Annotated in this window: 23 protein-coding genes; 20 read left to right on the forward strand and 3 right to left on the reverse strand. The window is 65.9% G+C overall.

Translation table 11 applies throughout. The features are described from left to right. Positions 1–162 precede the first annotated feature (162 nt). From topA to RLN94_RS05375, 4 genes are all read left to right on the forward strand, one after another. On the forward strand, positions 163–2700 hold the full coding sequence (gene topA / locus RLN94_RS05360) for a type I DNA topoisomerase (protein WP_350126150.1): 2538 nt from the start codon (positions 163–165) through the stop codon (positions 2698–2700). A gap of 139 nt (positions 2701–2839) precedes the next feature. Next, positions 2840–3412: a L,D-transpeptidase gene (locus RLN94_RS05365; protein WP_350126147.1), complete on the forward strand. Its 573-nt coding sequence runs from the start codon at positions 2840–2842 to the stop codon at positions 3410–3412. Positions 3413–3840: 428 nt separating this feature from the next. Beyond that, the gene (locus RLN94_RS05370) at positions 3841–4536 is read left to right on the forward strand and encodes a CoA transferase subunit A (protein ID WP_350126144.1); all 696 of its coding nucleotides are present in this window, start codon (positions 3841–3843) and stop codon (positions 4534–4536) included. Between the two features lie 2 nt (positions 4537–4538). Continuing rightward, positions 4539–5165, forward strand: coding sequence for a CoA transferase subunit B (locus RLN94_RS05375; RefSeq protein WP_350126141.1), 627 nt, complete (start codon positions 4539–4541; stop codon positions 5163–5165). 119 nt (positions 5166–5284) lie between these two features. On the opposite strand, the gene RLN94_RS05380 is transcribed toward RLN94_RS05375, so the two are convergent. After that, the gene (locus RLN94_RS05380) at positions 5285–6070 is read right to left on the reverse strand and encodes a lytic transglycosylase domain-containing protein (protein ID WP_350126154.1); all 786 of its coding nucleotides are present in this window, start codon (positions 6068–6070) and stop codon (positions 5285–5287) included. A 405-nt stretch (positions 6071–6475) separates the two neighbouring features. Here RLN94_RS05380 and RLN94_RS05385 point away from each other — a divergent pair, with 405 nt between their 5' ends. The 16 genes from RLN94_RS05385 to RLN94_RS05460 all read left to right on the forward strand — a co-directional run bounded on the left by RLN94_RS05385 (position 6476) and on the right by RLN94_RS05460 (position 22493). Next, on the forward strand, positions 6476–6664 hold the full coding sequence (locus RLN94_RS05385; RefSeq protein ID WP_350126138.1) for a Flp family type IVb pilin: 189 nt from the start codon (positions 6476–6478) through the stop codon (positions 6662–6664). Between the two features lie 188 nt (positions 6665–6852). Further along, the gene (locus tag RLN94_RS05390) at positions 6853–7059 is read left to right on the forward strand and encodes a Flp family type IVb pilin (RefSeq protein ID WP_350126126.1); all 207 of its coding nucleotides are present in this window, start codon (positions 6853–6855) and stop codon (positions 7057–7059) included. A gap of 177 nt (positions 7060–7236) precedes the next feature. Beyond that, entirely contained in the window at positions 7237–8106 is an 870-nt protein-coding gene (gene cpaB, locus RLN94_RS05395; protein ID WP_350126129.1) for a Flp pilus assembly protein CpaB, read from the forward strand. Positions 8107–8344: 238 nt separating this feature from the next. Beyond that, positions 8345–9763 (forward strand): type II and III secretion system protein family protein, encoded by a 1419-nt coding sequence (locus tag RLN94_RS05400; protein ID WP_350126132.1) that lies wholly within the window; start codon positions 8345–8347, stop codon positions 9761–9763. Between the two features lie 16 nt (positions 9764–9779). Then, complete coding sequence (locus RLN94_RS05405) at positions 9780–10439, forward strand: OmpA family protein (RefSeq protein ID WP_350126135.1); 660 nt, start codon at positions 9780–9782, stop codon at positions 10437–10439. A 254-nt stretch (positions 10440–10693) separates the two neighbouring features. Next, positions 10694–11932: a CpaE/TadZ family protein gene (locus RLN94_RS05410; RefSeq protein WP_350168646.1), complete on the forward strand. Its 1239-nt coding sequence runs from the start codon at positions 10694–10696 to the stop codon at positions 11930–11932. Between the two features lie 14 nt (positions 11933–11946). Further along, positions 11947–13395, forward strand: a complete 1449-nt coding sequence (locus RLN94_RS05415; protein ID WP_350158742.1) for a TadA family conjugal transfer-associated ATPase — start codon at positions 11947–11949, stop codon at positions 13393–13395. Between the two features lie 5 nt (positions 13396–13400). Continuing rightward, positions 13401–14369 (forward strand): type II secretion system F family protein, encoded by a 969-nt coding sequence (locus RLN94_RS05420; protein ID WP_350127124.1) that lies wholly within the window; start codon positions 13401–13403, stop codon positions 14367–14369. A 4-nt stretch (positions 14370–14373) separates the two neighbouring features. Continuing rightward, positions 14374–15351, forward strand: a complete 978-nt coding sequence (locus RLN94_RS05425; protein WP_350127121.1) for a type II secretion system F family protein — start codon at positions 14374–14376, stop codon at positions 15349–15351. A 27-nt stretch (positions 15352–15378) separates the two neighbouring features. After that, the gene (locus RLN94_RS05430; RefSeq protein ID WP_350127119.1) at positions 15379–15927 is read left to right on the forward strand and encodes a tetratricopeptide repeat protein; all 549 of its coding nucleotides are present in this window, start codon (positions 15379–15381) and stop codon (positions 15925–15927) included. 29 nt (positions 15928–15956) lie between these two features. Beyond that, entirely contained in the window at positions 15957–16814 is an 858-nt protein-coding gene (locus RLN94_RS05435; protein WP_350127116.1) for a tetratricopeptide repeat protein, read from the forward strand. Further along, on the forward strand, positions 16815–17315 hold the full coding sequence (locus RLN94_RS05440; RefSeq protein ID WP_350127113.1) for a prepilin peptidase: 501 nt from the start codon (positions 16815–16817) through the stop codon (positions 17313–17315). Between the two features lie 114 nt (positions 17316–17429). Beyond that, complete coding sequence (locus RLN94_RS05445) at positions 17430–18740, forward strand: DUF8689 domain-containing protein (RefSeq protein WP_350127110.1); 1311 nt, start codon at positions 17430–17432, stop codon at positions 18738–18740. A 145-nt stretch (positions 18741–18885) separates the two neighbouring features. Next, entirely contained in the window at positions 18886–21291 is a 2406-nt protein-coding gene (locus RLN94_RS05450; protein ID WP_350127107.1) for a ligase-associated DNA damage response DEXH box helicase, read from the forward strand. Positions 21292–21344: 53 nt separating this feature from the next. Then, complete coding sequence (gene pdeM / locus RLN94_RS05455) at positions 21345–22007, forward strand: ligase-associated DNA damage response endonuclease PdeM (protein ID WP_300896258.1); 663 nt, start codon at positions 21345–21347, stop codon at positions 22005–22007. Positions 22008–22067: 60 nt separating this feature from the next. Then, positions 22068–22493, forward strand: coding sequence for a PaaI family thioesterase (locus tag RLN94_RS05460; protein WP_350127104.1), 426 nt, complete (start codon positions 22068–22070; stop codon positions 22491–22493). Positions 22494–22604: 111 nt separating this feature from the next. On the opposite strand, the gene folD is transcribed toward RLN94_RS05460, so the two are convergent. Further along, positions 22605–23507: a bifunctional methylenetetrahydrofolate dehydrogenase/methenyltetrahydrofolate cyclohydrolase FolD gene (gene folD, locus RLN94_RS05465; RefSeq protein ID WP_350127101.1), complete on the reverse strand. Its 903-nt coding sequence runs from the start codon at positions 23505–23507 to the stop codon at positions 22605–22607. A gap of 79 nt (positions 23508–23586) precedes the next feature. Continuing rightward, on the reverse strand, positions 23587–25263 hold the full coding sequence (locus tag RLN94_RS05470; protein WP_350127098.1) for a formate--tetrahydrofolate ligase: 1677 nt from the start codon (positions 25261–25263) through the stop codon (positions 23587–23589). Positions 25264–25356: the final 93 nt, after the last annotated feature.

The raw sequence follows: 25356 nt of genomic DNA on the forward strand, positions 1-25356 counted from the left end.
GCCGCCGCCGAGCTGCGGGGCAGCACCTTTCCAGCCCGAGAGCACCGAAACCCCTCTACCAGCGGCCCACCGCGGCCCCGCATCCGGGCCTCATTGACATTCCCGCTTGCCAGCCCACATGTTGCCCCGCCATAAGCGACCCCCGAGTCGGAAGGAGTTTTCATGCCAGTTGTCGTCGTCGAATCCCCGGCCAAGGCCAAGACCATCAACAAGTACCTGGGGTCCGACTACACGGTTCTGGCGTCCTACGGCCACGTCCGCGACCTGCCCGCCAAGGACGGCTCGGTCGACCCCGAGAACGGCTTCGACATGACATGGGAGATCGGCGCCGACAGCCGAAAACACGTCAAGGCCATCGCCGACGCGCTCAAGGACGACAACGCCCTGATCCTCGCCACCGACCCCGACCGCGAAGGCGAGGCGATCAGCTGGCACCTCGAGGAGGCGCTGCGCAAGCGCAAGGCCCTCAAGAAGGACACCCCCGTCAGCCGCGTGGTCTTCAACGCCATCACCAAGTCCGCCGTCACCGAGGCGATGAAGAACCCGCGCGAGGTCGACGCCCCGCTGGTCGAGGCCTACCTCGCCCGCCGCGCGCTCGACTACCTGGTGGGCTTCAACCTCTCCCCCGTGCTCTGGCGCAAGCTGCCCGGCGCCCGTTCGGCCGGCCGGGTGCAATCGGTCTGCCTCCGCCTCATCGTCGAGCGCGAGATGGAGATCGAGGCATTCCAGCCCCGCGAATATTGGTCGGTCAAGGCCCTCCTCGCCACGCCCCGCGGCAAGGAATTCGAGGCCCGCCTCGTCAGCTGGGCCGGCAAGAAGCTCGACCGCTACGACATCCCCGACCAGACCCAGGCCGAACTGGCGGTCCAGGCCATCACCAGCCGCGACCTCACCATCGCGGGCGTCGAGGCCAAGCCGACCTCGCGCAACCCGTCAGCCCCCTTCATGACCTCCACGCTTCAGCAGGAGGCCAGCCGCAAGTTCGGCATGGGCGCCCGCCAGACCATGAGCGCGGCGCAACGGCTATACGAGGCCGGGCTCATCACCTACATGCGGACCGACGGCATCGACATGGCCCCCGAGGCCGTGCACGCCGCCCGCGACGCCATCGCCGACCGCTACGGCGCCGAGTACGTCCCCGACAGCCCGCGCATGTACAAGAACAAGGCCAAGAACGCCCAAGAAGCGCACGAGTGCATTCGCCCCACCGACATGACGCGCGACGCCTCCCAGATCAAGATCTCCGACGCCGACCAGCGCAAGCTCTACGACCTGATCTGGAAACGCACGCTCGCCTGCCAGATGGCCGCCGCCCGGCTCGAGCGCACCACGGTCGAGATCGAAAGCGCCGATGGCCAGGTCGGCCTCCGCGCCACCGGCCAGGTCGTGCTCTTCGACGGCTTCCTCAAGGTCTACGAGGAAGGCCGCGACGACACCGGAACGGAGGATGAGGACGACAAGCGCCTGCCCCAGATCATGCAGGGCGACAAGGCCGAGAAGCGCGGCGTCACCCCCGAACAGCACTTCACCCAGCCCCCGCCCCGGTACACCGAGGCGACGCTGGTCAAGAAGATGGAAGAGCTCGGCATCGGCCGCCCCTCCACCTATGCCTCGATCGTCACCACGATCCAGGACCGCGAATACGTCCGCAAGGACAAGAACCGCCTCATCCCCGAGGACAAGGGCCGCATCGTCACGATCTTCCTGCTGAACTTCTTCCGCAAATACGTGGGCTACGAGTTCACCGCCAATCTCGAGGAAGAGCTCGACGTGATCAGCGCGGGCGATGCCGACTACAAGAAGGTGCTTGCCGATTTCTGGCGCGACTTCTCGGCCGCCATCGCCGAAACCTCGGAACTGCGCACCGCCGAGGTGATCGACAAGCTCGACGAGGCGCTCGCGCCCATGCTCTACCCGCCCCGCGACGACGGCACCGATCCGCGCGCCTGCCCGCTCTGCGGCGAGGGGCAGCTGCACCTCAAACCCTCCCGCTCCGGCGGTTTCGTCGGCTGCTCGCGCTACCCCGAATGCCGCTACACCCGCCCGATCTCGGGCGATGCGGGCGAGGCCGGCGACCGCGTGCTGGGCGAAGACAATGGCGACGAGATCACCCTGCGCTCGGGCCGCTTCGGCCCCTACGTCCAGCGCGGCGAGGTGACGGAAGAGAACAAGAAACCGCCCCGCGCCAGCCTGCCCAAGGGCTGGAGCCCCGATGACATGACCCTGGAAAAGGCCCTGACCCTCCTCGACCTGCCCCGCGTGGTCGGCACGCATCCCGACGACGGCGAACCGGTCGAGGCCGGCATCGGCCGCTACGGGCCCTTCGTCAAGCACGGCCGCCTCTACGCCAACCTCAAGGAGGTCGAGGAGGTCTTCACCATCGGCATGAACCGCGCGGTCGAGGTGCTGGCCCAGAAAGCCGCCTCCCGCGGTCAGGGCCGCGCCGCCGCCAAGCCGCTCAAGGAGTTGGGCGAGCACCCCGAAAGCGGCGGGCCGGTCAACGTGATGGACGGCCGCTATGGCCCCTATGTCAAATGGGACAAGGTCAACGCCACCCTGCCCAAGGGCACCGAGCCGGACGACGTGACCATGGAGATGGCCGTCGAACTGATCGCCGAGAAGGCCGCCAAGAAGGGCAAGGGCCGCAAGGCGCCCGCCAAGAAGAAGGCCCCGGCCAAGAAGGCGGCGGCCGACAAGTAGCCCGCGATCCATGCGCCCCGTGCAAAGCCGCCCTGCCACCGGGGCGGCTCACGCGCTTGTGACGCCCCGCCTTCTTCCGCCCCGCGCGGGGCCGTGGCACATCTGCCCGAAACATCCTCGAGCAGAAGGAGCACGCCAGATGCCCCGCCACACCCTCAACCGCCGCACCCTGATCCTCTCCGGTCTGGCGACCACCATCGTCACCCCCGCCCTCGCGCAGGAGCACGAACAGCTCCCGGCCGAACCCGGCGTGCGCCGCAACATCTCGGCCTTCGGCCAGATGAACTGGCGCGACCATTTCGACCCCGGCGCGCCGGCCTACATCATCGCCGACACCACTTCGCGCGCGCTCCACTACTGGAACGGCGCGGGCGAGGATTACCGCATCTACCCCACCTCCGTGCCGATGACCGACGAGCTGACCAAGCGCGGCTTCACCGAGATCGTGCGCAAGAAGGTCGGCCCCGACTGGACCCCGACCGCCAGCATGGTCGAACGCAACCCGGAATTGAAATACATGCCGCCGGGCCCCGACAACCCGCTCGGCACCCATGCCATGTATCTCGACTGGCCCGCCTACCTGATCCACGGCACCCACGACACCCGCAAGATCGGCCGCCGCTCCTCGGACGGCTGCATCGGGCTCTACAACCACATGATCGAGGAGCTCTACGGCATCTCGCCCGTGGGCACCAAGGTGCGGATCATCTGACGCAGGTATAACGCCCGCCCCGGGCCTGACCCGGGGCCTCTTGCGGAGTTCGGGACGGAAGCGAGCACCGCTTTCCTCTCGGCCTGACACCCGCCCGGAACAGAGCCGCGCCAAAGCGCGGCGCCGGGCGAGCGGTCGTTCATTGAGACGCCATTGGTTCGAGCCCAATGGACGACGCGGTCCCCACGGGCAGGCGCTTTCGCGGTGTTGCACGACGCTTCATAGGAAAGGATGTACTCAGCACCATAAACTGCCATCCACTTCCGTTGCAGCGCCTCCCCACGGGCCGGCCCTCGCCCGGCGGGGCAAATCACGTGCCTACCTCTATTACGTAGAAACCCCTAATCCCGCCACCCCACCGGCCCAGCCGTTGACTCTCTCCCGCCCCCTCCGTCATATCGGGGCCGAATGACAGGAGGGTTCATTTCATGAGCAAGATCTACGGGTCCGCCGCCGACGCGCTGGACGGGCTTCTCCAAGACGGGATGCTGATTGCCGCGGGCGGTTTCGGCCTGTGCGGAATCCCCGAACTGCTGATCGACGCCATCCGGAAATCCGGCGTCAAGGATCTCACCGTCGCCTCGAACAACGCGGGCGTCGACGATTTCGGCCTCGGCCTGCTGCTGCAGAGCAAACAGGTGAAACGGATGATGAGCTCCTACGTGGGCGAGAACAAGGAGTTCATGCGCCAGTACCTCGGCGGCGAGCTCGAGCTCGAATTCAACCCGCAAGGCACGCTCGCCGAACGCATGCGCGCCGGCGGCGCCGGCATCCCCGGCTTCTACACCAAGACCGGCGTCGGCACCCAGATCGCCGAGGGGAAAGAGCACAAGGAGTTCGACGGCGAGACCTACATCCTCGAACGCGGCATCTTCGCCGACATCTCCATCGTCAAGGCATGGAAGGCGGATGAAACGGGCAACTGTATCTTCCGCAAGACCGCCCGCAACTTCAACCCGCCGGCGGCGATGTGCGGCAAGACCTGCATCATGGAAGTGGAAGAGATCGTCAAACCCGGCGAGCTCGACCCCGATCACATCCACCTGCCGGGCATCTACGTGCACCGCCTGATCCAGGGCGAGCACGAGAAGCGCATCGAACAACGTACCGTGAGGGAGGCCTGATCATGCCCTGGGATCGCAATCAGATGGCGGCACGCGCCGCGCAGGAGCTGGAAGACGGCACCTATGTCAATCTCGGCATCGGCATCCCCACGCTCGTGCCCAACTACATCCCCGAAGGCGTCCACGTAACGCTGCAATCGGAAAACGGCATGCTCGGCATGGGCCCCTTCCCCGTTGCGGGCGAAGAAGACCCCGACCTGATCAACGCCGGCAAGCAGACCATCACCGAACTGCCGCACACCTCCTATTTCGACAGCGCCATGAGTTTCGGCATGATCCGCGGCGGCAAGATCGCCATGGCGATCCTCGGCGCCATGGAAGTGGCCGAGAACGGTGACCTCGCGAACTGGATGATCCCCGGCAAGCTGGTCAAGGGCATGGGCGGCGCGATGGACCTCGTCGCCGGCGTGCGCCGCGTGATCGTGGTGATGGACCACACCAACAAGGCGGGCGAGTCGAAGCTTCTGAAGGAATGCACCCTGCCGCTCACCGGCACGGGCGTGGTCAACCGGATCATCACCAATCTCGGTGTGCTCGACGTGACCGAAGGCGGCCTGAAGATCGTGGAATGCGCCCCCGACGTCACCCGCGAGGAGATCATCGAGAAGACCGAGGCGACGATCGTCTGACGTCTGCCAACGGGCGCCCCGCGCGCGCGCTACAAAACCACCCGCCCCGGCCCCCGAGCCGGGGCCTCGCCCCCTGCGGGAGACAGAGGCCCCGGGTCACACCCGGGGCGCGCCGTCCCCTACTTCACCGCCAGGTTCAGCGCACAGGCATCGGTGATCAGCTCCGGCCGCGTCTTGCACAGCCCTCCCGCCACCTGGAACGCCGCCAGAACCTTGGGCACGTAATCCCGCGTCTCGCTATAGGGCGGCACGCCCTCGTGGCGCTTCACCGCGTTCTCGCCCGCGTTATACCCCGCCAGCGCCAGAACCGCGTCGCCCCCGAACTCCTTCAGCAGCCAGTCGAGATAAGCCACCCCGCCCTTGATGTTCTGATCGCTCGCCAGGCTGTCGGTCACCCCGAACCGCGTCGCGGTATCCGGCATGAGCTGCATCAGCCCCTGCGCCCCCTTGTGGCTCTCCGCCGTGGTCCGACCGCCCGATTCCACCGCGATCACCGCCAGCACCAGCGCCGGCGACACGTCCGTCCCGATTGTCGCGCGCAATATGTTGGCCCCCTGCGCCGAGGCGATGCTCTGCAGCGCCTGCAGCCGCGGCCCGGCCACCGTCACCCCGCCCGGCCCGTCCTCGAGGCTGGCAAAGGCGCTCCGCAGGCGCAGGGCCGGGTCCTCGGCCAGCCCGGGCGACACCTTGCTCCAGAACCAGTCATACCGCCCCGAGGCCGCCGCCGCGGCACTCTCCGTGCCGCTCTCCTTGTCCTCGGCCTTGGGCTTGGCCGGTTTCGCCACCACCTGGTCGCCGGGCTCGATCTGCACGTTGATCCGCTTCTTGGTGCCGGGCTTGGGCGGCTTGGCCATCTTGAAGGTGAACTCGGGATAGGGCGGCGGGCTGTCCGCGGGGGCCGGCATGGCCCCGCACAGGCCAACGCCCAGCGCCGCCGCGCATATAAGGAAGGGTTTCACTGCACTGCCTCGTTCTTTTGCGCAAGCCTATCTCAAAAATCCGTTTGTTTCACGGCTTTTGTGCCCGTCACAGAAACGGAAACGCGTACGATTTCCGCCCAAAACACCCGAAAACAAGCGCCGCAAGAGGAAATTTTTACCTTTTAAATCGTTTGATTTCAGCCACTTGACCCCCTCCAAGCCAAAAATTTTCCGATTCACAAAATGCTACCAAAGCCGCCCAAATCCTGCCCGATTCCACAGGCTATATCTGCTCATACCGCAACGGCAGCGGGCCTTAGAGAGAGGCGGCCCACAGAAAGCTGGAACGGTTAGTAACGTAGCTTAAGTGATCCTTTGGAGGGACCAACCATGATCAAGTTCATCAAAAAATTCCGCAACGACGAAGAAGGTGCCGTGACTGTTGACTGGGTCGTTCTGACCGCAGCTGTTGTCGGCCTGGGCGTTGCCGGCGTGTCGACCGTCTCCGGCGGTGTGAACACCCTGGCCAGCTCGATCCAAACCGGCGTTTCGGGTAAGACCGTTTCGAACGGCGACTAATAGGCGGCTTCGCCTGACGACATGCACGTGGCCGCGAAGTTCCGATTTCGCGGCCATTTGCTTTTCTACGAGGGCACGCGCCGCGTGGACACCGGGCCTCCGCCCATCCCTTGATCTGACACACGACCCGCACCGCCTTTCCCCACGGAACGGCCAGCCGGTCGGCAAGACACGAGAGCGAGCCCGACATGACATTCCCCCGCAATATCTTCCGCAAGTTCAAGACCCACCTGAGCGAAGAGGATGGCTCCGCCAACGCCGAATGGGTGGTGATCGCCGCCAGCGTCGTGGGCCTTGCGGCGGCATCGACCACCAGCATCGGCGGCGCGGTCGATGTGCTGTCGGGCGATATCGGCACCTCCGTCTCGGGCAAACAGGTCTCGGCCGAAGGCTGACCCCGCCCGACCCCGCCGGCCGGCCCGCGGCACCGCAGGCCCCGAGAACCGCGCGGAACAATCGTCAAACCGCCACCGGCCTTCCCTTCTTTCGCCATATTGCGGCGTCAGAACATCTGCCGGAAAACCGGCCCGTCAGGGGCCGACCGAAGAGCAGTCCATCGAAAGGATAAGGCCATGCGTTTGGTTTTCGGACTCGTCCTCATACTCGGCCTCGGCCTTGCCGGCTTTGCCGTCTACATGGCCAAGAGCTACATCCAGCGGTACCAGGCCGAGCTGGCCCATGAACGGTCGAACCGCGATCCCGGCATCGACACGGTCGAGGTCTATGTCGCCACGAAGAAACTGAAATACGGGCAGGAGCTCAACCTCGACGACGTCCGCCTCACCCCTTTCCCGGCCATGTCGCTGCCCGAAGGCGTGTTCGAGACCGAAGAGGCGCTCTTCCCCGAAGGCGATGCGGAACCCCGCACCGTCCTGCGCTCGATCGAACCGAACGAGGCGATCCTCGCCGTCAAGGTGACGGGCCCGGGCGAAGAGGCCGGCATCACCTCGCAGCTCGAGCGCGGCATGCGCGCCTTCGCCATCAACGTCGACGTCACCAGCGGCGTCTCGGGCTTCCTGCGCCCCGGCGACCGCGTCGACATCTACTGGACCGGGCAATCCGCCAGCGCCGGGTCCCAGCTCGAAGGCCGCGGCGCCAAGGAAGTGACCAAGCTGATCGAGACCAACGTCAAGCTGATCGCGGTCGACCAGGAGGCCAACGCCGACACCAACGAGGCGATCATCGCCCGCACCGTCACCGTCTCGGCCCGTCCGCAGCAGGTGGCCTCGCTGGCCCAGGCGCAATCGACCGGACGGCTCTCGCTGTCGCTGGTCGGCGCCGAGGACGATTCCATCGCCGAGGCGATCGAGGTCGACCAGCGCAGCCTGCTCGGCATCGAGGAACAGGTGGTCGAAAGCGCCCCGATCCAGCAGGAGATCTGCACCATCCGCACCCGCCGCGGGGGCGAGGTGATCGAAACCCCGATCCCCTGCACCAACTAGGCCGGTTTTCCCGATCCGATTTTCTGAAAGGCGCCGCTCCCCGCGGCGCCTTTTCACGTCCCGGTTCACGCCTCCCCGCGCGCCAACTGGTTTCATTCGCGCAACGATCCCGCAAAAATTTCATCAAAGCCGGCCCGAAAGTCATTGATTCTTGCAAAAATTTCGGAATTGGCCCATCCTGACCGAAATGCGGGCGCCAAGACCCGCTTCTCGAGGCGTGATCGGAAAGGCAGGTCACATGACAATTCAGCGCTTACTCAAGGCCGCCCTGGCCGGGCTGGTTTTGGCGTACGGGCCAATTGCGGGCTCGGCCATGGCAGAGTCGCTCCAGGTCGTCCGGAAGGGAACCGGGCGAGACCTCAGCATCACCATGAACCAGGCGGTCGTGGTCGAAAGCGACGTGCCCTTCGCGGAACTCAGCATCGCCAACCCGGCCATCGCCGACTTCTCCACCCTTTCCGACCGCACGATCTACGTGCTCGGCAAATCGCCGGGCCGCACTACCCTCACCCTGCTCGACGCCACCGGGCGCCTCATCACCAATGTCGAGGTCCGCGTCAGCGCCGATATCTCCGAATTCAAGGAACGCCTCCGCCAGGTCCTGCCCGGCGAGGCGATCGAGGTCCGCTCCGCCAATGACGGCATCGTCCTCTCGGGCACGGTCAGCAGCACCACCCGCATGGACCGCGCCCTCGAACTGGCCCAGCGCTACGCACCCGAGCGCGTGTCGAACCTCATGTCCGTCGCCGGCAAGCACCAGGTGATGCTCAAGGTCCGCTTCGCCGAGATGCAGCGCAGCGTGTCCAAGGCACTCGGCACCTCGCTGTCGATCGACGGGCGCAACAATTCCGGCGTCGGCGTCATCGGCGGCACCAACACCACCAACACCCAAGGGGCCGTGCTCAACACCCTCGCCGGCGCCATCCCCTCTGTCCAGGCCAACAACGGCGCCATCGCCTTCGGCTTCGACATCGGCTCGACCGAGGTCGGCATCCTGCTGGAAGCGCTGGAAACCAAGGGCGTCGTCCGCACCCTGGCCGAACCGAACCTCACCGCCCTGTCGGGGCAGGAGGCCAAGTTCCTCGCCGGCGGCGAATACCCGATCCCGGTGGCCCAGGAAAACGGCGTCACCACGATCGAGTTCAAGCCCTTCGGCGTCGAGCTCAACTTCATCCCCCGCGTGGTCGATGACGGGATCATCAACCTCGAACTGGCCGCGGCCGTCTCCTCGATCGACGCCGCCAACGCGCTCGTCGTAGACGGCCTGACGGTCAACGCCTTCCGCCGCCGCGACACCTCCACCACCGTGGCCATGCGCGACGGGCAAAGCTTCGCCATCGCCGGCCTGCTGCAGGACGATTTCCGCGACAACAGCGGCCAGGTGCCGTGGATCGGCGACGTGCCGGTGCTCGGCGCGCTGTTCCGCAGCGCCGACTACCAGCGCGCCCAGACCGAACTGGTGATCATCGTCTCGGCCCACCTCGTCACACCCACCACGGGCGAGGCGCTGGCCCTGCCCACCGACCGCGTCCGCATCCCCAGCGAGCGCGACCTTTTCCTCAACGGCCGTGTCGCCCGCGACGTCCCCGAAAACAGCCCGGCAGGCGAAGTCGCCCGGCAGGATTTCAACGGCTCCTACGGCTACGTAATGGACTAGGCGAGAGGACAGCGCCATGAAACGACCCCTCCTTGCGACAACGGCCCTTCTGGCGCTGACCGCGTGCTCCTACCCCACCGAAGTGCTCCGGTCCTACTCGGAATCCGGCTCCATCGCCGATGGCGGCAATTTCGGCAATTCCACCATGAACAACACCCAGATCATGACCGGCGAAAAACACTACGCCGTCGATCTGTCGCGCCGCTTCGCCAGCGAGGTCGGCAACACGGTGAACTTTGCCTTCAACTCGGCCCGGCTCGACGCCACCGCCGTAAACGTGCTGCGCCGCCAAGCGCATTTCATCCGCCAGTTCCCCGAGGTCCGCTTCCGGGTCTACGGCCACACCGACCTAGTCGGCTCGACCTCCTACAACAACAGCCTCGGCCTGCGCCGGGCCCAGGCGGTGGTGAACTTCTTCGCCAGCCAGGGCATCAGCCGCTCCCGGCTCGAGGCGGTCGTTTCCTACGGCGAAACCCAGCCGCTCGTCGCGACGCAGGACCGCGAGCGCCGCAACCGCCGCACCGTCACCGAGGTCAGCGGCTTCGTCGCCTCCCACCCGATCATCATGGACGGCAAATATGCCGAGGTCGTCCACCGCGAATATGTCGAAAGCGCGACATCGGCAACCACGCTGGCGATCGTCGGCAACAGCGAAGGGGTCGCCACCGGCGAATGAACGGGCGGCCCGACCGCCCGCCACACCGAGATCTCCCTGTCCGGCAGCAGCCGGGCCACCTGAAGAAGCCCGCCACAATGGCGGGCTCTTTTTGTCTACCGGTTCCGCACAATTGGAGTTTTTTGGCCCAAATGTTGCCCACATTATCGGCGAGGTTCCCACGATAACGAGTTCCCCGGAACGTATCGGGGGCGGCGCTGCGAGGGACGCAGAAGCGTGCGCCATGCGCCGCAGATTGATGAATGGGACCCGGAATGACGAGTAGTGACAGCAGCAATTCGGAACAGATACCGCTTGTCGCCTGCACGGTCAGCCGCGATGTGCAGAACTTCGACCTGCTCATCGAGGACATGGAAGCCGCGCTCGGCGAGGCCTGGGGCGATCTGAACATCAACGAGGCGCTGGCCTTCTTCGGCCAGCCCGAGGCGACCGGCATCGAGTTCGCCGCCGTCGCCATCGACGATTCCGACGAAGACGACATCCCGCTGCTCAGCGAAATCATCACCATGGCCAGCTCGCGCGGCATCCGCGTCATCCTCATCGCCGAGGATGTCAGCCCCGCCGTCCTGCACCAGCTCCTGCGCCAGGGCGCCGACGAATTCGTGCCCTACCCCCTGCCCGAGGGAGAGCTCGAGGCAGCGATCGAACGCATCCGCCGGCGCGAGGAACAGGCCACCGTCGAAGGCACCCCCTTCGCCGCCGGCAACACGCCCGGCGACGGCGTCCTGCTCGCGGTCCAGGGCCTTGCGGGCGGCACCGGCGCCACCACGATGGCCGTCAACCTGGCCTGGGAACTGGCCACCGTCGACAAGAACGACCCGCCGCGCGTCTGCCTGCTCGATTTCGGGCTTCAGACCGGCTCGACGGCCACCTATCTCGACCTGCCCCGCCGCGACGCAGTGTTCGAGATGTGGTCCGACACGGAATCCATGGACGAGGACATCTTCAAGCAGTCGCTGATCGCCTTCGAGGACAAGCTCTGGGTGCTCACCGCGCCCACCGACATGCTGCCGCTCGACATGATCACCCCCGAGGATGTGGGCCGCGTGCTCGAATTCGCCCGCTCGAAATTCGACTACGTGATCGTCGACATGCCCGCCACGTTGGTGCAATGGACGGAAACCGTCCTCAACGCCGCGCAGATCTACTTCGTCACGCTCGAGCTCGACATGCGCTCGGCCCAGAACGCCCTGCGCCTCAAGCGCGCGCTCCGCTCCGAGGACCTGCCGGTCGAGAAGCTCCGCTTCTGCCTGAACCGCTCGCCCAAGTTCACCGATCTCAACGGCAAGAGCCGCGTCAAGCGCATGGCCGAAAGCCTCGAGATCAGCATCGAGGTCCAGCTCCCCGATGGCGGCCGTGTCGTCACCCAGGCGGGCGACCACGGCTCCCCGCTCGCTCATTCGGCGGCCAAGAACCCGCTGCGCAAGGAAATCGCCAAACTGGCCGCGTCGCTGCACGAGATCGGCAAGCCCGACGCCGAAGAAGCGGCGTGAAAGGTAGATAACAGATGTTTTCCCGTTACAAGAAATCGGGCGCCGCGCCCGAAAAGGCCGCCAAGGTCAAGGCACCGGTGGACACGCCCAAGCCGCAACCGGCCGAGGCCCCGCCGAAACCCACGTCGCTGCGCCGGCCCTCGCCGACGCAGACCGCCGCGCCCTCGCCGGCCGACAAGGACCGCAAGCGCAAGGAGCGGCTGGCCGAGATCAAGCTCGACCTGCACCGCTCGCTGCTCGACAACCTCAACCTCGCCGCGCTCGACACCGCCACCGAATCCGACCTTCGCGCCGAGATCAGCTCGATCGCGGCCGAGGTGCTGGAAGAGCGTTCCATCGTCCTCAACCGCGAAGACCGCGCCACCCTCACGCAGGAGCTCTACGACGAGGTCAAGGGCCTCGGCCCGCTCGAAACCCTGCTCAAGGACGACTCGGTCAACGACATCCTCGTCAACGGCCCGCACCAGATCTTCGTCGAACGCGACGGCAAGCTCTCGCTCTCCGACGTGACCTTCAAGGATGAAAAGCACCTGCTGCGGATCATCGACAAGATCGTCTCCGCCGTGGGCCGGCGCGTGGACGAATCCAACCCTTACGTCGACGCCCGCCTCGCCGACGGCTCGCGGTTCAACGCCATGGTGCCGCCCATCGCGGTCGATGGCAGCCTCGTCTCGATCCGGAAATTCAAGAAGGACAAGCTCGGCATCGACGATCTCGTCCGCTTCGGCGCCTTCTCGGAAGAAATGGCCGCCTACCTCCAGGCCGCCGTCGCCACCCGCCTCAACGTCATCGTCTCGGGCGGGACGGGCTCGGGCAAGACCACCACGCTCAACGCGCTCTCGTCCTTCATCGACAACGCCGAGCGCATCCTCACCATCGAGGACACCGCCGAACTTCAGCTCCAGCAGACCCATGTCGGCCGGATGGAAAGCCGCCCCCCCAACGTCGAGGGCAGGGGCGAGGTCTCGCCCCGCGACTGTCTCAAGAACGCCCTGCGGATGCGCCCCGACCGCATCATCGTCGGCGAGACGCGCGGCGAGGAGGTGATCGACATGCTGCAGGCCATGAACACCGGCCACGACGGCTCGATGACCACGATCCACGCCAACAACGCCCGCGACGGCATCTCGCGGCTCGAGAACATGGTCGCCATGGCCGGCATCGAAATGCCGCTCAAGGCCGTCCGCAGCCAGATCGCCAGCGCCGTGAACCTCATCGTACAGGCCTCGCGCCTCCAGGACGGCTCGCGCCGCATGGTCTCGATCACCGAAATCACCGGCATGGAAGGCGACGTGATCTCCATGCAGGAAATCTTCCGCTTCCAGCGCACCGGCCTCACCCCCGACAACAAGATCATCGGGCATTTCACCGGCACCGGCGTGCGCTCGAACTTCTCGGAACGCTTCCGCCTGTGGGGCTACGACCTGCCCCCCAGCATCTATGAACCCGTCGCGGCAGAGTAACGCACATGAGCATCAGCATCGAACCCATCATCTACGGCCTGATCTTCTTCGGCGTGCTCGTGCTCGTCGAGGGCATCTACCTGACCGTCTTCGGCAAATCGATCAGCCTCAACAGCCGCGTCAACCGCCGGCTCGACATGCTCGACAAGATGGGCAACCGCGAGCAGGTGATGGAGAAACTCCGCAAGGAGATGACCCAGCACCTCAAGGCGCGCAACATCCCGATCTACGCCATCCTGTCCTCCAAGGCGCAGAAGGCGGCCATCGCCTTCACCCCGAAACAGCTCATCATGCTGATGGGCGCGGTGTCGGTCTTCGCCTTCGTGGGCCTCACCATCGCCACCGATACCGAGGTCGCGGTCCGCGCCGCGGTCTCCATCGGCATCGGCATCGGCGGCGTCTTCGTCTGGATCAACTCCAAGGCGTCCAAGCGCATGAAATTGCTCGAGGAACAGCTCCCCGACGCGATCGAACTGATGGTCCGCTCCCTGCGCGTCGGCCACCCGTTCTCCTCGGCCATTTCCATCGTCGCCAACGAGGTCTCCGACCCGCTCGCCACCGAGTTCGGCATCATCGCCGACGAAAGCGCCTATGGCCGCGACGTGGGCGAGGCACTCAAGGACATGGCCGAACGGCTCGACATGCAGGATCTCCGCTTCCTCGCCGTCGCCGTCACCATCCAGCAGCAATCGGGCGGCAACCTCGCCGAGATCCTCGACGGTCTCGCCAAGGTGATCCGCGCCCGCTTCCGCCTGTTCCGCCGCGTCAAGGCCATCACCGCCGAGGCGCAGTGGTCCGGCAACTTCCTGTCGGCCTTCCCGATCCTGGCCCTCGTGGGCATCCAGATGGTCAAGCCCGATTATTACGACGAAGCGATGACCCACCCGCTCTTCATCCCGGCCTGCATCGCCGTGGGCGGGTTCCTCGTGACGAACATCTTCGTCATGCGGTCGCTCGTGAACATCAAGGTCTGAGGCCATGTTCGATCAACTCACCGGAACCCTCACCGATCAACTCGGCCCCTTCGGCCCGCTGATCGCCGTCGGCACGCTCGGCGTGGTCCTGATCCTGATCTGCATCCCGATCCTGATCAAACAGTCGCAGGACCCGCTCGACAAGCTGAAGAAGGCCAACAACTCCGGCAAGGCGCCGAGTTCGGGCAAGGAACGCCTGCGCGCCAAGTCGCGCAACGAGAAACTCGAGAAATACGCCACCTTCCTCGAGCCGCAGGACGAGAAGCAGCTCAGCAAGATGCGGCTGACGCTGATGCAGGCCGGCTACCGCGACCGCGACGCCGTGCGCTATTTCCACTTCGCCCAGTTCGCCCTCGGCATCGGCGGGCTGATCCTCGGGGTGATCTATTTCGTGTTCTTCGTCTCGAACGACGAGACCACCACCCAGCAGACGCTGATGTACACGCTCGGACCGGGCGGCGTGGGCTACATGCTGCCCAAGTACTGGGTCACCAAGCGCCTGCAACAGCGCCAGGAAGAGATCGAACAGGGCTTCCCCGACAGTCTCGACATGATGCTCACCTGCGTCGAGGCGGGCCAGTCGATGGACCAGGCGATCATCCGCGTCTCGCGCGAGATCCAGGCCTCCTACCCGGCGCTCGCCCAGGAATACGAGATCGTCTCGCAACAGATGAAGGCCGGCCGCGACAAGCCCTCCGTGCTCAGCGACATGGCCGAACGCTGCGGCGTGCAGGACATCTCCAGCTTCGTCACCGTGCTGATCCAGTCGCAAAGCTTCGGCACCTCGATCGCCGACGCCCTGCGGGTCTATGCCGGCGAGATGCGTGACAAACGGGTCATGCGCGCCGAGGAAAAGGCCAACAAGCTGCCGACGAAGATGACATTGTCCACGATGATGTTTACAGTGCCCCCACTACTGATCATCCTTGTCGGGCCGTCGGTTCTGGGCATCATGGAACTGTTCTCGATGGCGGGCAAGTAACCACAACGCCGAAATGGCGGGGCAGACATGATACGGGCACGAGCCGCTTTCCTGGCTTGCATCGCCCTTGCTGCATGCAGCGAGGGCGTTTCGCGTGACAATCCCTTCGCGCCGGGCATCAAGTCCGGCGCCGAAGCCGTCGACGGCATGCTCGTCGGCCACCGGCTGATGGATGCGGGCGAATACGAATTGGCGATCGACGCCTATTCCCGCGCCGCCCTCCAGCAGGGCATGACCGCCGACGTCCTCTCCGGCATCGGCACGGCCAACCTCAAGCTCAGCCGCCTGCACACCGCCGAACGCCTCCTCCGCCAGGCCCTCGACAAGGACGAGCGCAGCCCGGAAATCTGGAACAACTTGGGCGTCGTGCTGATGGAACGTGGCGAAATTGCGGAAGCGGAACAGGTCTTCCGCCGCGCCTACGCCCTCGATAATGGCCAAAGTGACTCAATTCGCGACAATTTGCGGTTAGCACTCGAAAAATCGGAAATTTCCGAGTACACTCCCGAGGAAGAACAAGATTACAAATTGGTACGGCGGGGCACCAGCGACTACCTGATCCGCAAGATACCATGACGAGGCAAGGGCAGTAAAAGGACGCAAAAATGCGCCATCTGATGACTTTGAGCGTATGCGCTGTCAGCGTATTTGCGCTTTCCGCGTGCGACAAGAAGACAGGCACCGATGTCGACCGCGCCTTCCAGGGCGTCAATGTCGTCGACGAAAGCAACCTCAACGACGTGATGCTTTCCGTGGCCGACCCGAACGAGGCCGTCTCCTACTTCCAGCGCGCCACCGGCGAACAGCCCGAGCGGCTCGAACTCTCCCGCGGGCTCGCCAAGTCGCTGGTCCGCGCCAAGCGCTCGACCGAGGCGGCATCGGCCTGGAAGAAAGTCGCCGAACACCCCGAGGCCACCGACGAGGACCGCGTCGACTATGCCGACGCGCTCATCCGCAACAACGACTGGGAGCGCGCCGAGCAGGTGCTCGACCGCATCCCGCCCACCTTCGAAAGCTTCAAGCGCTACCGGCTCGAGGCCATGGTCGCCGACAGCAACCAGGAATGGCAGAAGGCCGACAGCTTCTACGAAACCGCCATCGGCCTGACCACACGCCCGGCGGGCGTGATAAACAACTGGGGCTATTCCAAGCTCACCCGCGGCGACTATGCCGAGGCCGAACGCCTCTTCGCCGACGCCATCCGCCAGGACAGCTCGCTCTTCACCGCCAAGAACAACCTCGTCCTCGCCCGTGGCGCACAGAAGAACTACTCCCTGCCCGTGGTCAACACCTCCCAGACCGAACGGGCCCAGCTGCTCTACACGCTGGCGCTCTCGGCCATCAAGCAGGGCGACACCACCATCGGCAAGGGCCTCCTGCGCGACGCCATCGACACCCATCCCCAGCATTTCGAGGCCGCCGCGCGGTCACTCGCCGCACTCGAGGACAACGTGAGCAACTAGATGGCCCTCGCGATCTCGCCATCCGAGGCGCTCTGGTTCCTGCCCTTCGTCGTCCCGATCTGCCTCTGGGTGATGTGGAGCGACCTGTCCGCCATGCGCATCCCCAACCTCTCGGTGATTGCCCTGGCGGCGGTCTTCATCGTGGTGGGCCTCGTCGCCCTCCCCTGGGCCGACTACCCGTGGCGCCTCCTGACCATGGTCGTCGTCCTGGTGCTGATGTTCGGCGCCAACGTCATCGGCCTGATGGGCGCGGGCGACAGCAAGTTCATCGCCGCCGCCGCCCCCTTCATCGACCCGGGCGATGTGGGCCCGCTCTGCCTGATCTTCGCGGCGAACCTGCTGGCCTGCTTCGTCACCCACCGCATCGCCAAGCACACCGCCCTCCGCCGCCTCGCCCCCGACTGGATAAGCTGGGACCGCGGCCGCAAGTTTCCCATGGGCTTCGCCCTCGGTGCCACCCTCATCGTCTACCTCGCCCTGGGCGCCGCCTACGGCACCTGAGGCCCGCGCGCGGCCCCGCCCGCGATGCCCACACCACGCCCGCCCCCTTCCACATTTTCACCGTTTTTCCCCCCGATATTGCCCCCGACCGGAACCGAATACAGGGGCAGACACATGAACATGCAGGCATCCCAGGGCGTCCAGCCACCCCCGCCCCCCAAGGGGCTGGAGGACATGCAACTCCCCATCGTGATGATGCGCGACATCCTCATCAAGACGATGTTCCGCAAGAACCTCGACACCGTCAGCGACCTGGCCGAGGCCATCTGCCTCCCCCGCGCCGTCACCCAGGAACTGATGGACATGGCCCGCTCCCAGTCGATGGTCGAGGCGATGGGCACGCTCAGCGCGACCGCCGGCTCGGAAATGGGCTACCAGCTCACCGACAGCGGCAAGGCCCGCGCCCTCGACGCGCTTTCGCAGTCGGAATATTTCGGCGCCATGCCCGTGCCCCTCGCCGTCTACGGCGAACAGGTCCAGCGCCAGTCGATCCGCAACATCCAGATCACGCGCGAGGAACTGGTCCAGTCCATGGGCCACCTCGTCCTGCCCAACAGCCTGCTCGACTATCTCGGGCCCGCCGTCTCGGCCGGCCGTTCGATCCTGATGTACGGGCCGCCGGGCAACGGCAAATCCTCGATCTCCAACGGCATCCGCGCCGCCATGGGCGACAAGATCTACGTCCCCCGCGCCATCGAGTACTCGGGCCAGGTCATCACCGTCTACGACCCGATCGTCCATTCCAAGGCCGAGGTCGAAACCGACGACCCCAACAGCCTCCGCCGCCGCCGCACATGGGACACCCGCTACGTCCGCTGCGAACGCCCCACCGTGGTGACCGGCGGCGAGCTGTCGCTCTCCATGCTCGACCTCGTCTACAACCCCACCGCCCGCACCTACCAGGCGCCGCTGCAGCTCAAATCCTCCGGCGGCATCTTCATCGTCGACGACCTCGGCCGCCAGGCCGAACCGCCGCAATCGCTGGTCAACCGCTGGATCGTGCCGCTCGAGGAATCGAAGGACATCCTCGCCCTGCAATCCGGCGAGAAATTCGAGGTGCCCTTCGACACGCTGGTGATCTTCTCCACCAACTTCCACCCCAACGAGATCTTCGACCAGGCCGCACTCCGCCGGATCTTCTTCAAGATCAAGATTGACGGGCCCAGCCAGGCCGACTTCCTCAAGATCTTCGCCATGGTCGCCAAGAAAAAGCAGATGCCCCTCAACGAGGCCTCGCTGCTGCACCTGCTCAAGAAGAAATACCCGACGATCAACAACGTCTATGCCAACTACCAGCCTGTCTTCCTCATCGACCAGATGATCGCCACCTGCGAATTCGAGGGCATCCCCTACCAGATGACCCCCGAACTGATCGACCGCGCCTGGGCCAACATGTTCGTCAAGGACGAGAAGATCGTGAAGTGACGGCAGGATAGCCGACCGCTTCAGTCCCCCGGAATCGCGAGGCCGCCCGCAAGGGCGGACGAGCACAACGGCGCGAGACGGCCCGAAAGGGCCGGCGAGCAAACTCCCCTCGCCCTCGCCCCCCCGCCGGTCTAGATACCGGGGCATGACCGCCCTGCCCCCGCTCTTCACCGACTGGTTCGCCGCCCGCGGCTGGCACATCCACCCGCACCAGCAGGCCATGCTCGACCGCGCCGACGCCCCGGCGCAGCTCCTCATCGCCCCCACCGGCGGCGGCAAGACGCTGGCGGGCTTCCTGCCCACCCTCGTGGACCTCGCCGAAGGCGATCACGCCGGCCTCCACACCCTCTACATCTCCCCCCTCAAGGCGCTCGCCGCCGACATCAAGCGCAACCTCACCACCCCGGTCAGCGAGATGGGCCTGCCCATCCGCATCGACGACCGCACCGGCGACACGCCCGCCTCCCGCAAGAAACGCCAGCGCGCCGACCCGCCCCATATCCTGCTCACCACCCCTGAAAGCCTGGCCCTCCTCACCTCCTACGAGGACGCCCACAGAACCTTCGCCGGCCTCAAACGCGTGGTCATCGACGAAATCCACGCCCTCGCCGAATCCAAGCGCGGCGACCAGCTCATGCTCGCCCTCTCCCGCCTGCAGGCCCTCTGCCCCAACCTCCGCCGCGTCGGCCTGTCGGCAACCGTCGAAGACCCCGCCGCCATCGCCCGCCTCCTCGCCTGCCACCCCGACCCCTGCGACATCCTGCAGGCCGATCCGGGCCCGGAACCCGACATCGCCATGCTCACCACCGAGGAACGCCCCCCCTGGGCCGGCGGCGGTGCCGCCTATGCCATCCCCGCCGTGCTCGAGCAGGTCCGCCGCCACCGCACCACGCTGATCTTCCACAACACCCGGGCGCAGGCGGAAATCTTCTTCCACAACCTCTGGCTCGCCAACGAGGAAAGCCTGCCCATCGGCATCCACCACGGCTCCCTCGACCGGGTCCAGCGCGAACGGGTCGAGGCCGCCATGCAACAGGGCCGCCTCCGCGCCATCGTCTGCACCGGCTCCCTCGACCTCGGCATCGACTGGGGCGATGTCGATCTCGTCATCCAGGTCGGCGCGCCCAAGAACGTCAAGCGCCTCGTCCAGCGCATCGGGCGCGCGAACCACAATTACAACGCTCCCTCCAAGGCCCTCCTCGTCCCGGCCAACCGCTTCGAGGTGGTCGAATGCCAGGCCGCCCTGCAAGCCGTCCGCGACCACGACCTCGACGGCGAACCGCGCGGCCGCGGCCCTCAGGACGTGCTCTGCCAGCACATCCTGATACGCGCCTGCTCCGGCCCCTTCTCCGCCTCCGACCTCTTTGCCGAAATCACCACCGCCGGCGCCTATGCCGATCTCACCCGCGCCGAATTCGACGCCTGCCTCGATTTCTGCGCCACCGGCGGCTACGCGCTCCGCGCCTACGACCAGTGGCAGCGCCTCAAGCAGACCGACGGGCTCTGGCACCTCCGCGACCCCCGCAGCGCCAAGCTGATCCGCATGAACATCGGCACCATCCAGGACACCGACCTCCTCAAGGTCCGGATGCAACGCTCCCGCGGCGGCAAACCCCTGGGCGAGGTCGAGGAAGCCTTCGCCGCCTCCCTCACCCCCGGCGACACCTTCCTGATCGGCGGCGAAATCGTCCGCTACGAATCCTTGCGCGAAATGACCGTCGAGGTCAGCCGCGACCGTGGCCGCCAGCCCAAGATCACCGTCTTCGGCGGCACCAAGTTCGCCACCTCCACCCAGCTCAGCCAGCGCATCCTGTCGCTCCTGAACACCGGCGACTGGTCCGCCCTGCCCGCCCACACCGCCGACTGGCTCCGCCTGCAATCCGACATGTCGCGCCTCCCGAAATCCGGCGAGTTGCTCATCGAAAGCTTCCCCCACGAAGGCCGCGAACACGCCTGCATCTACGGCTTCGCCGGCCGCAACGCGCAACAAACCCTCGGCCTCATCCTCACCAAGCGGATGGAGGAGCTGGGCCTTCACCCCATGGGCTTCGTCTCCACCGATTACGCCACCCTCATCTGGGGCCTCGACCCGCTCACCGACCCCGGCCCCCTCTTCGACCTCTCCAGCCTCCGCGAAGGCCTCGACCGCTGGCTCGCCGGCAACCAGCTGATGAAACGCACCTTCCGCGCCTCGGCCACCATCGCCGGCCTCATCCAGCGCAACACGCCCTCCGCCAAGAAATCCGGGCGGCAGGCCACCTTCTCCTCCGACATCCTCTACGACACGCTGGCGCGCTACGACCCCGACCACCTCCTCCTCCAGATCACCCGGACCGAGGCCATGCGCGGCCTCATCGATTTCGGCCGCATCGAGGAAATGATCGCCCGCATCGACGGCCGCATCGACCTTCTCCGCCTGCCCCGCGTCACCCCCTTCGCCGCCCCCCTCTTCCTCGAACAGGGCCGCACCCCCGTCGAAGGCGCGGCACAGGAACGCCTGCTGGCCGAGGAAACCGAGCGGCTCATGGCCGCCGCCGGCCTCTCCACCTGAATTTCCACCCGCAGGGTCTTGAAATCGCCCCCTTTCCGCGCGAAGAACAATGCATGAACGGGCATGATTTCTCCCTCGCAGGCGCGCCGCTCGTGGCGCTCGGCTCCGGCGCGCTCTACTGGCCCGCCGAGGGGCTGCTCTGCATCTCCGACCTGCACCTCGGCAAGGCCGAACGCCGCGCCCGGCTGGGCGACGGCTACCTGCCCCCCTACGAGACGCAGGATACCCTCTCCCGCCTCGAGGACGACCTCCGCCTGACCGAGGCCACCACCGTCATCTGCCTCGGCGACAGCTTCGACGACCGCGCCGCGGCAGATGCCCTTCGGGACGAGGAAAAACTCTGGATCGCTGCCCTCCAAGCGGGCCGCCGCTGGGTCTGGATCGAGGGCAATCACGATCCCGGCCCCGTCGAACTCGGCGGCACCCATCTCGCCGAGCTTCCCCTCCCGCCCCTCACCTTCCGCCACATCGCCAAACCCGGGCAAAGCGGAGAGATTTCGGGCCATTACCACCCCAAAACCACCCTGCGCACCCGCGGCCGCGCCATCACCCGCCCCGCCTTCCTGATCGACGCCGACCGCGTGATCATGCCCGCCTACGGCACCTATACCGGGGGCCTGCGCAGCAACGACCGCGCCTTCGCCCCCCTCATGCGCGACGAGGCCATCGCGGTGCTCACCGGCCCCGTGCCCCACGCCGTGCCCCTGCCCCGCTGAAACCCGTTCCCCTTCCCGCGCCGCCCCGCTACCCTGCGGGGCGAACAGGAAAGGCCCGCCATGACCCCGCAAATGGAAGAGAAAATCCGCCAAAGCTTCGCCAAGCAGTCGATGATGGCCACCCTCGGCGCCCGCCTCGGCCAGCTCGAAACCGGCGCCATCGAGGTCGAGGCCCCCATCCTCCCCGGCAGCCTCCAGCAACAGGGCTTCGCCCATGCCGGCCTCACCTTCGCCATCGGCGACACCGCCGCCGGCTACTCGGCCCTCTCCGTCATGCCCGAGGACAGCGAAATCCTCACCACCGAACTCAAGATCAACCTCCTCGCCCCCGGCCAGGGCGAGAAACTCATCGCCCGCGGCAAGGTCATCAAACCCGGCCGCCGCCTCGTCATCGTGCAATCGGATGTCTACGCCGTGCAGGACGGGAACGAGACCCACATCGCCATGCTCATGGGCACGACCATCGCGGTGAAGGTGGCCACCTAAAATCGCGCGTCACCGCCCCGTAGGGTGGGTGCCAACCCACCTAACACCCTCACACAAAACAAAAAACGCCCCGGAAACCCCGGGGCGCCCTTCAACCGCAATCCGCAAACCTCAGGCCGTCAGCCCCTCCGGCTCCGGCACCCCGTTCGCCCGGCAACAGGCCGTCACCGTATTCGCCAGCAAACAGGCAATCGTCATCGGCCCCACGCCACCCGGAACCGGCGTGATCGCACCCGCCCGCTCCGAGGCCGACGCGAATTCCACGTCCCCCACAAGCCGCGTCTTGCCTTCACCCTTCTCCGGCGCGTCGATCCGGTTGATGCCCACGTCGATCACCGTGGCGCCCTCCTTGATCCAGTCGCCCGGCACCATCTCGGGCCGGCCCACCGCCGCCACCACGATATCCGCACGCCGCACAACCTCGGCCAAATCCTTCGTCCGCGAATGTGCAATCGTCACGGTACAGCTATCGCCCAGCAACAACTGCGCCATCGGCTTGCCGACGATGTTCGACCGCCCGACAACCACCGCGTTCAGACCCGACAGGCTCCCGTGGTGCTCCCGCAGCATCATCAGGCAGCCCAGCGGCGTGCACGGCACCATGCTCTTCTGCCCGGTCCCCAGCAGCCCCACGTTCGAAATGTGAAACCCGTCCACATCCTTCTCGGGGCTGATCGAGTTGATCACCAGATCCTCGTCCAGATGCTTCGGAAGCGGCAATTGCACAAGGATCCCATGCACATCCGGGTCATTGTTCAACTGGTCGATCAGCGCCAGAAGATCGGCCTCCGACGTATCCACATCCAGCTTGTGCTCGTAGGAGTTCATCCCCGTCTCGACGGTCTTCTGCCCCTTCGAGCGCACGTAGACCTGGCTGGCCGGGTCCTCGCCGACCAGCACCACCGCCAGCCCCGGCGTGATCCCGTGCTCGTCTTTCAGTTTCGCGACATGCGCCGCGACCTTTTCCCGAACCTTCGCGCTGAAGGCTTTCCCGTCGATGATCTGAGCGGTCATTTATCCATCCCTGAAATTGCGGTGGGTTCCCCCCACCCTACGACCGCAACCGTAGGGTGGGTGTCAACCCACCTGCCCCTTAAAAGAGACCTTCGATCTCGCCCGCCTCGTTCAGCCGGATGTTCTCGGCCGCAGGCTTCGAGGGCAGGCCCGGCATCGTCATGATCTCACCACAGACCACCACAACGAACCCGGCCCCGGCCGACAGCCGCACTTCGCGCACCGGCACCGAATGCCCCACCGGCGCCCCGCGCAGGTTCGGATCGGTCGAGAAGCTGTACTGCGTCTTCGCCATGCAGACCGGCAGGTTGCCGTATCCCTGCTCTTCCCAAAGCTTGAGCTGGTCGCGGATCTTCTTGTCGGCCAGCACCTCGTCGGCGCGGTAGATGCGCTTGGCGATGGTCTCGATCTTCTCGAAGAGCGGCATGCTGTCGGGGTAGAGCGGGCCGAAATTCGCGTTCCCTGCATCGACCACCTCGACCACCTTCTTCGCAAGGTCCTCCGACCCTTTCGAGCCATCCGCCCAGTGCCGCGACACCACCGCCTCGGCCCCGTGCTCCTTGACGTAATCCTTCACCGCCTGGATCTCGGCCTCGGTGTCGTTGACGAAATGGTTGATCGCCACTACCACCGGCACGCCGAAGGATTTGACGTTCTCGATATGCCGGCCAAGGTTCGGGCAGCCCTTCTTCACGGCGGCCACGTTTTCCTCGCCAAGGTCAGCCTTGGCCACGCCGCCGTTCATCTTCATCGCCCGCACCGTGGCCACCAGAACCACCGCCGACGGCGCCAGCCCGGCCTTGCGGCACTTGATGTTCATGAACTTCTCGGCGCCCAGGTCGGCGCCGAACCCGGCCTCCGTCACCACGTAATCCGAGATCTTCAGCGCGGTCGTCGTCGCGATGACCGAGTTGCAGCCATGCGCGATGTTGGCGAACGGGCCGCCATGCACGAAGGCGGGGTTGTTCTCCAGCGTCTGCACCAGGTTCGGCTGCATCGCGTCCTTCAGCAGAACGGTCATCGCCCCTTCCGCCTTGATGTCGCGGCAATACACCGGCGTCCGGTCCCGGCGATAGGCCACGATCATCGCGCCTAGCCGCTTTTCGAGGTCCTTCAGGTCCGAGGCAAGGCACAGGATCGCCATCACCTCCGAGGCCACGGTGATGTCGAACCCGTCCTCGCGGGCGAAACCGTTCGACACGCCGCCAAGGCTCGAGGTGATCTGCCGCAGGCTGCGGTCGTTCATGTCCACCACGCGCCGCCACGTCACCCGGCGGGTGTCGATCTCTTCCGAGTTGCCCCAGTAGATGTGGTTGTCGATCATCGCCGACAACAGGCTGTGCGCGCTGGTGATGGCGTGGAAATCGCCGGTGAAGTGAAGGTTCATGTCCTCCATCGGCACCACCTGCGCATACCCGCCCCCGGCCGCGCCGCCCTTCATCCCGAAGTTCGGGCCGAGCGACGCCTCGCGGATACAGATCATCGCCTTCTTGCCGATCCGGTTCAGCCCGTCGCCAAGCCCCACCGTCGTCGTGGTCTTGCCCTCGCCCGCCGGGGTCGGGTTGATCGCCGTCACCAGGATCAGCTTGCCGGTCGCGTTCTTCTGGACCGAGTCGATATACTCCTGGCTCACCTTCGCCTTGTCATGGCCATAGGGCAGCAGGTGGTCGGACGGGATGCCCAGCTTGTCGCCGATCTCCTGGATCGGCTTCTTCTTGGCTTCGCGGGCGATCTCGATATCGGATTTATGGCTCATGTCTGGTCCTCTGGTGGCCGCGGGAGGCGGAGTCTCTCGGCCCGGTCAATACAGAACCCGCCCCCGCATACGAATTGCGAATCCGACATTTCC

This window comes from Roseovarius sp. (assembly GCF_040223625.1).
Classification (GTDB): Bacteria; Pseudomonadota; Alphaproteobacteria; order Rhodobacterales; family Rhodobacteraceae; genus Roseovarius.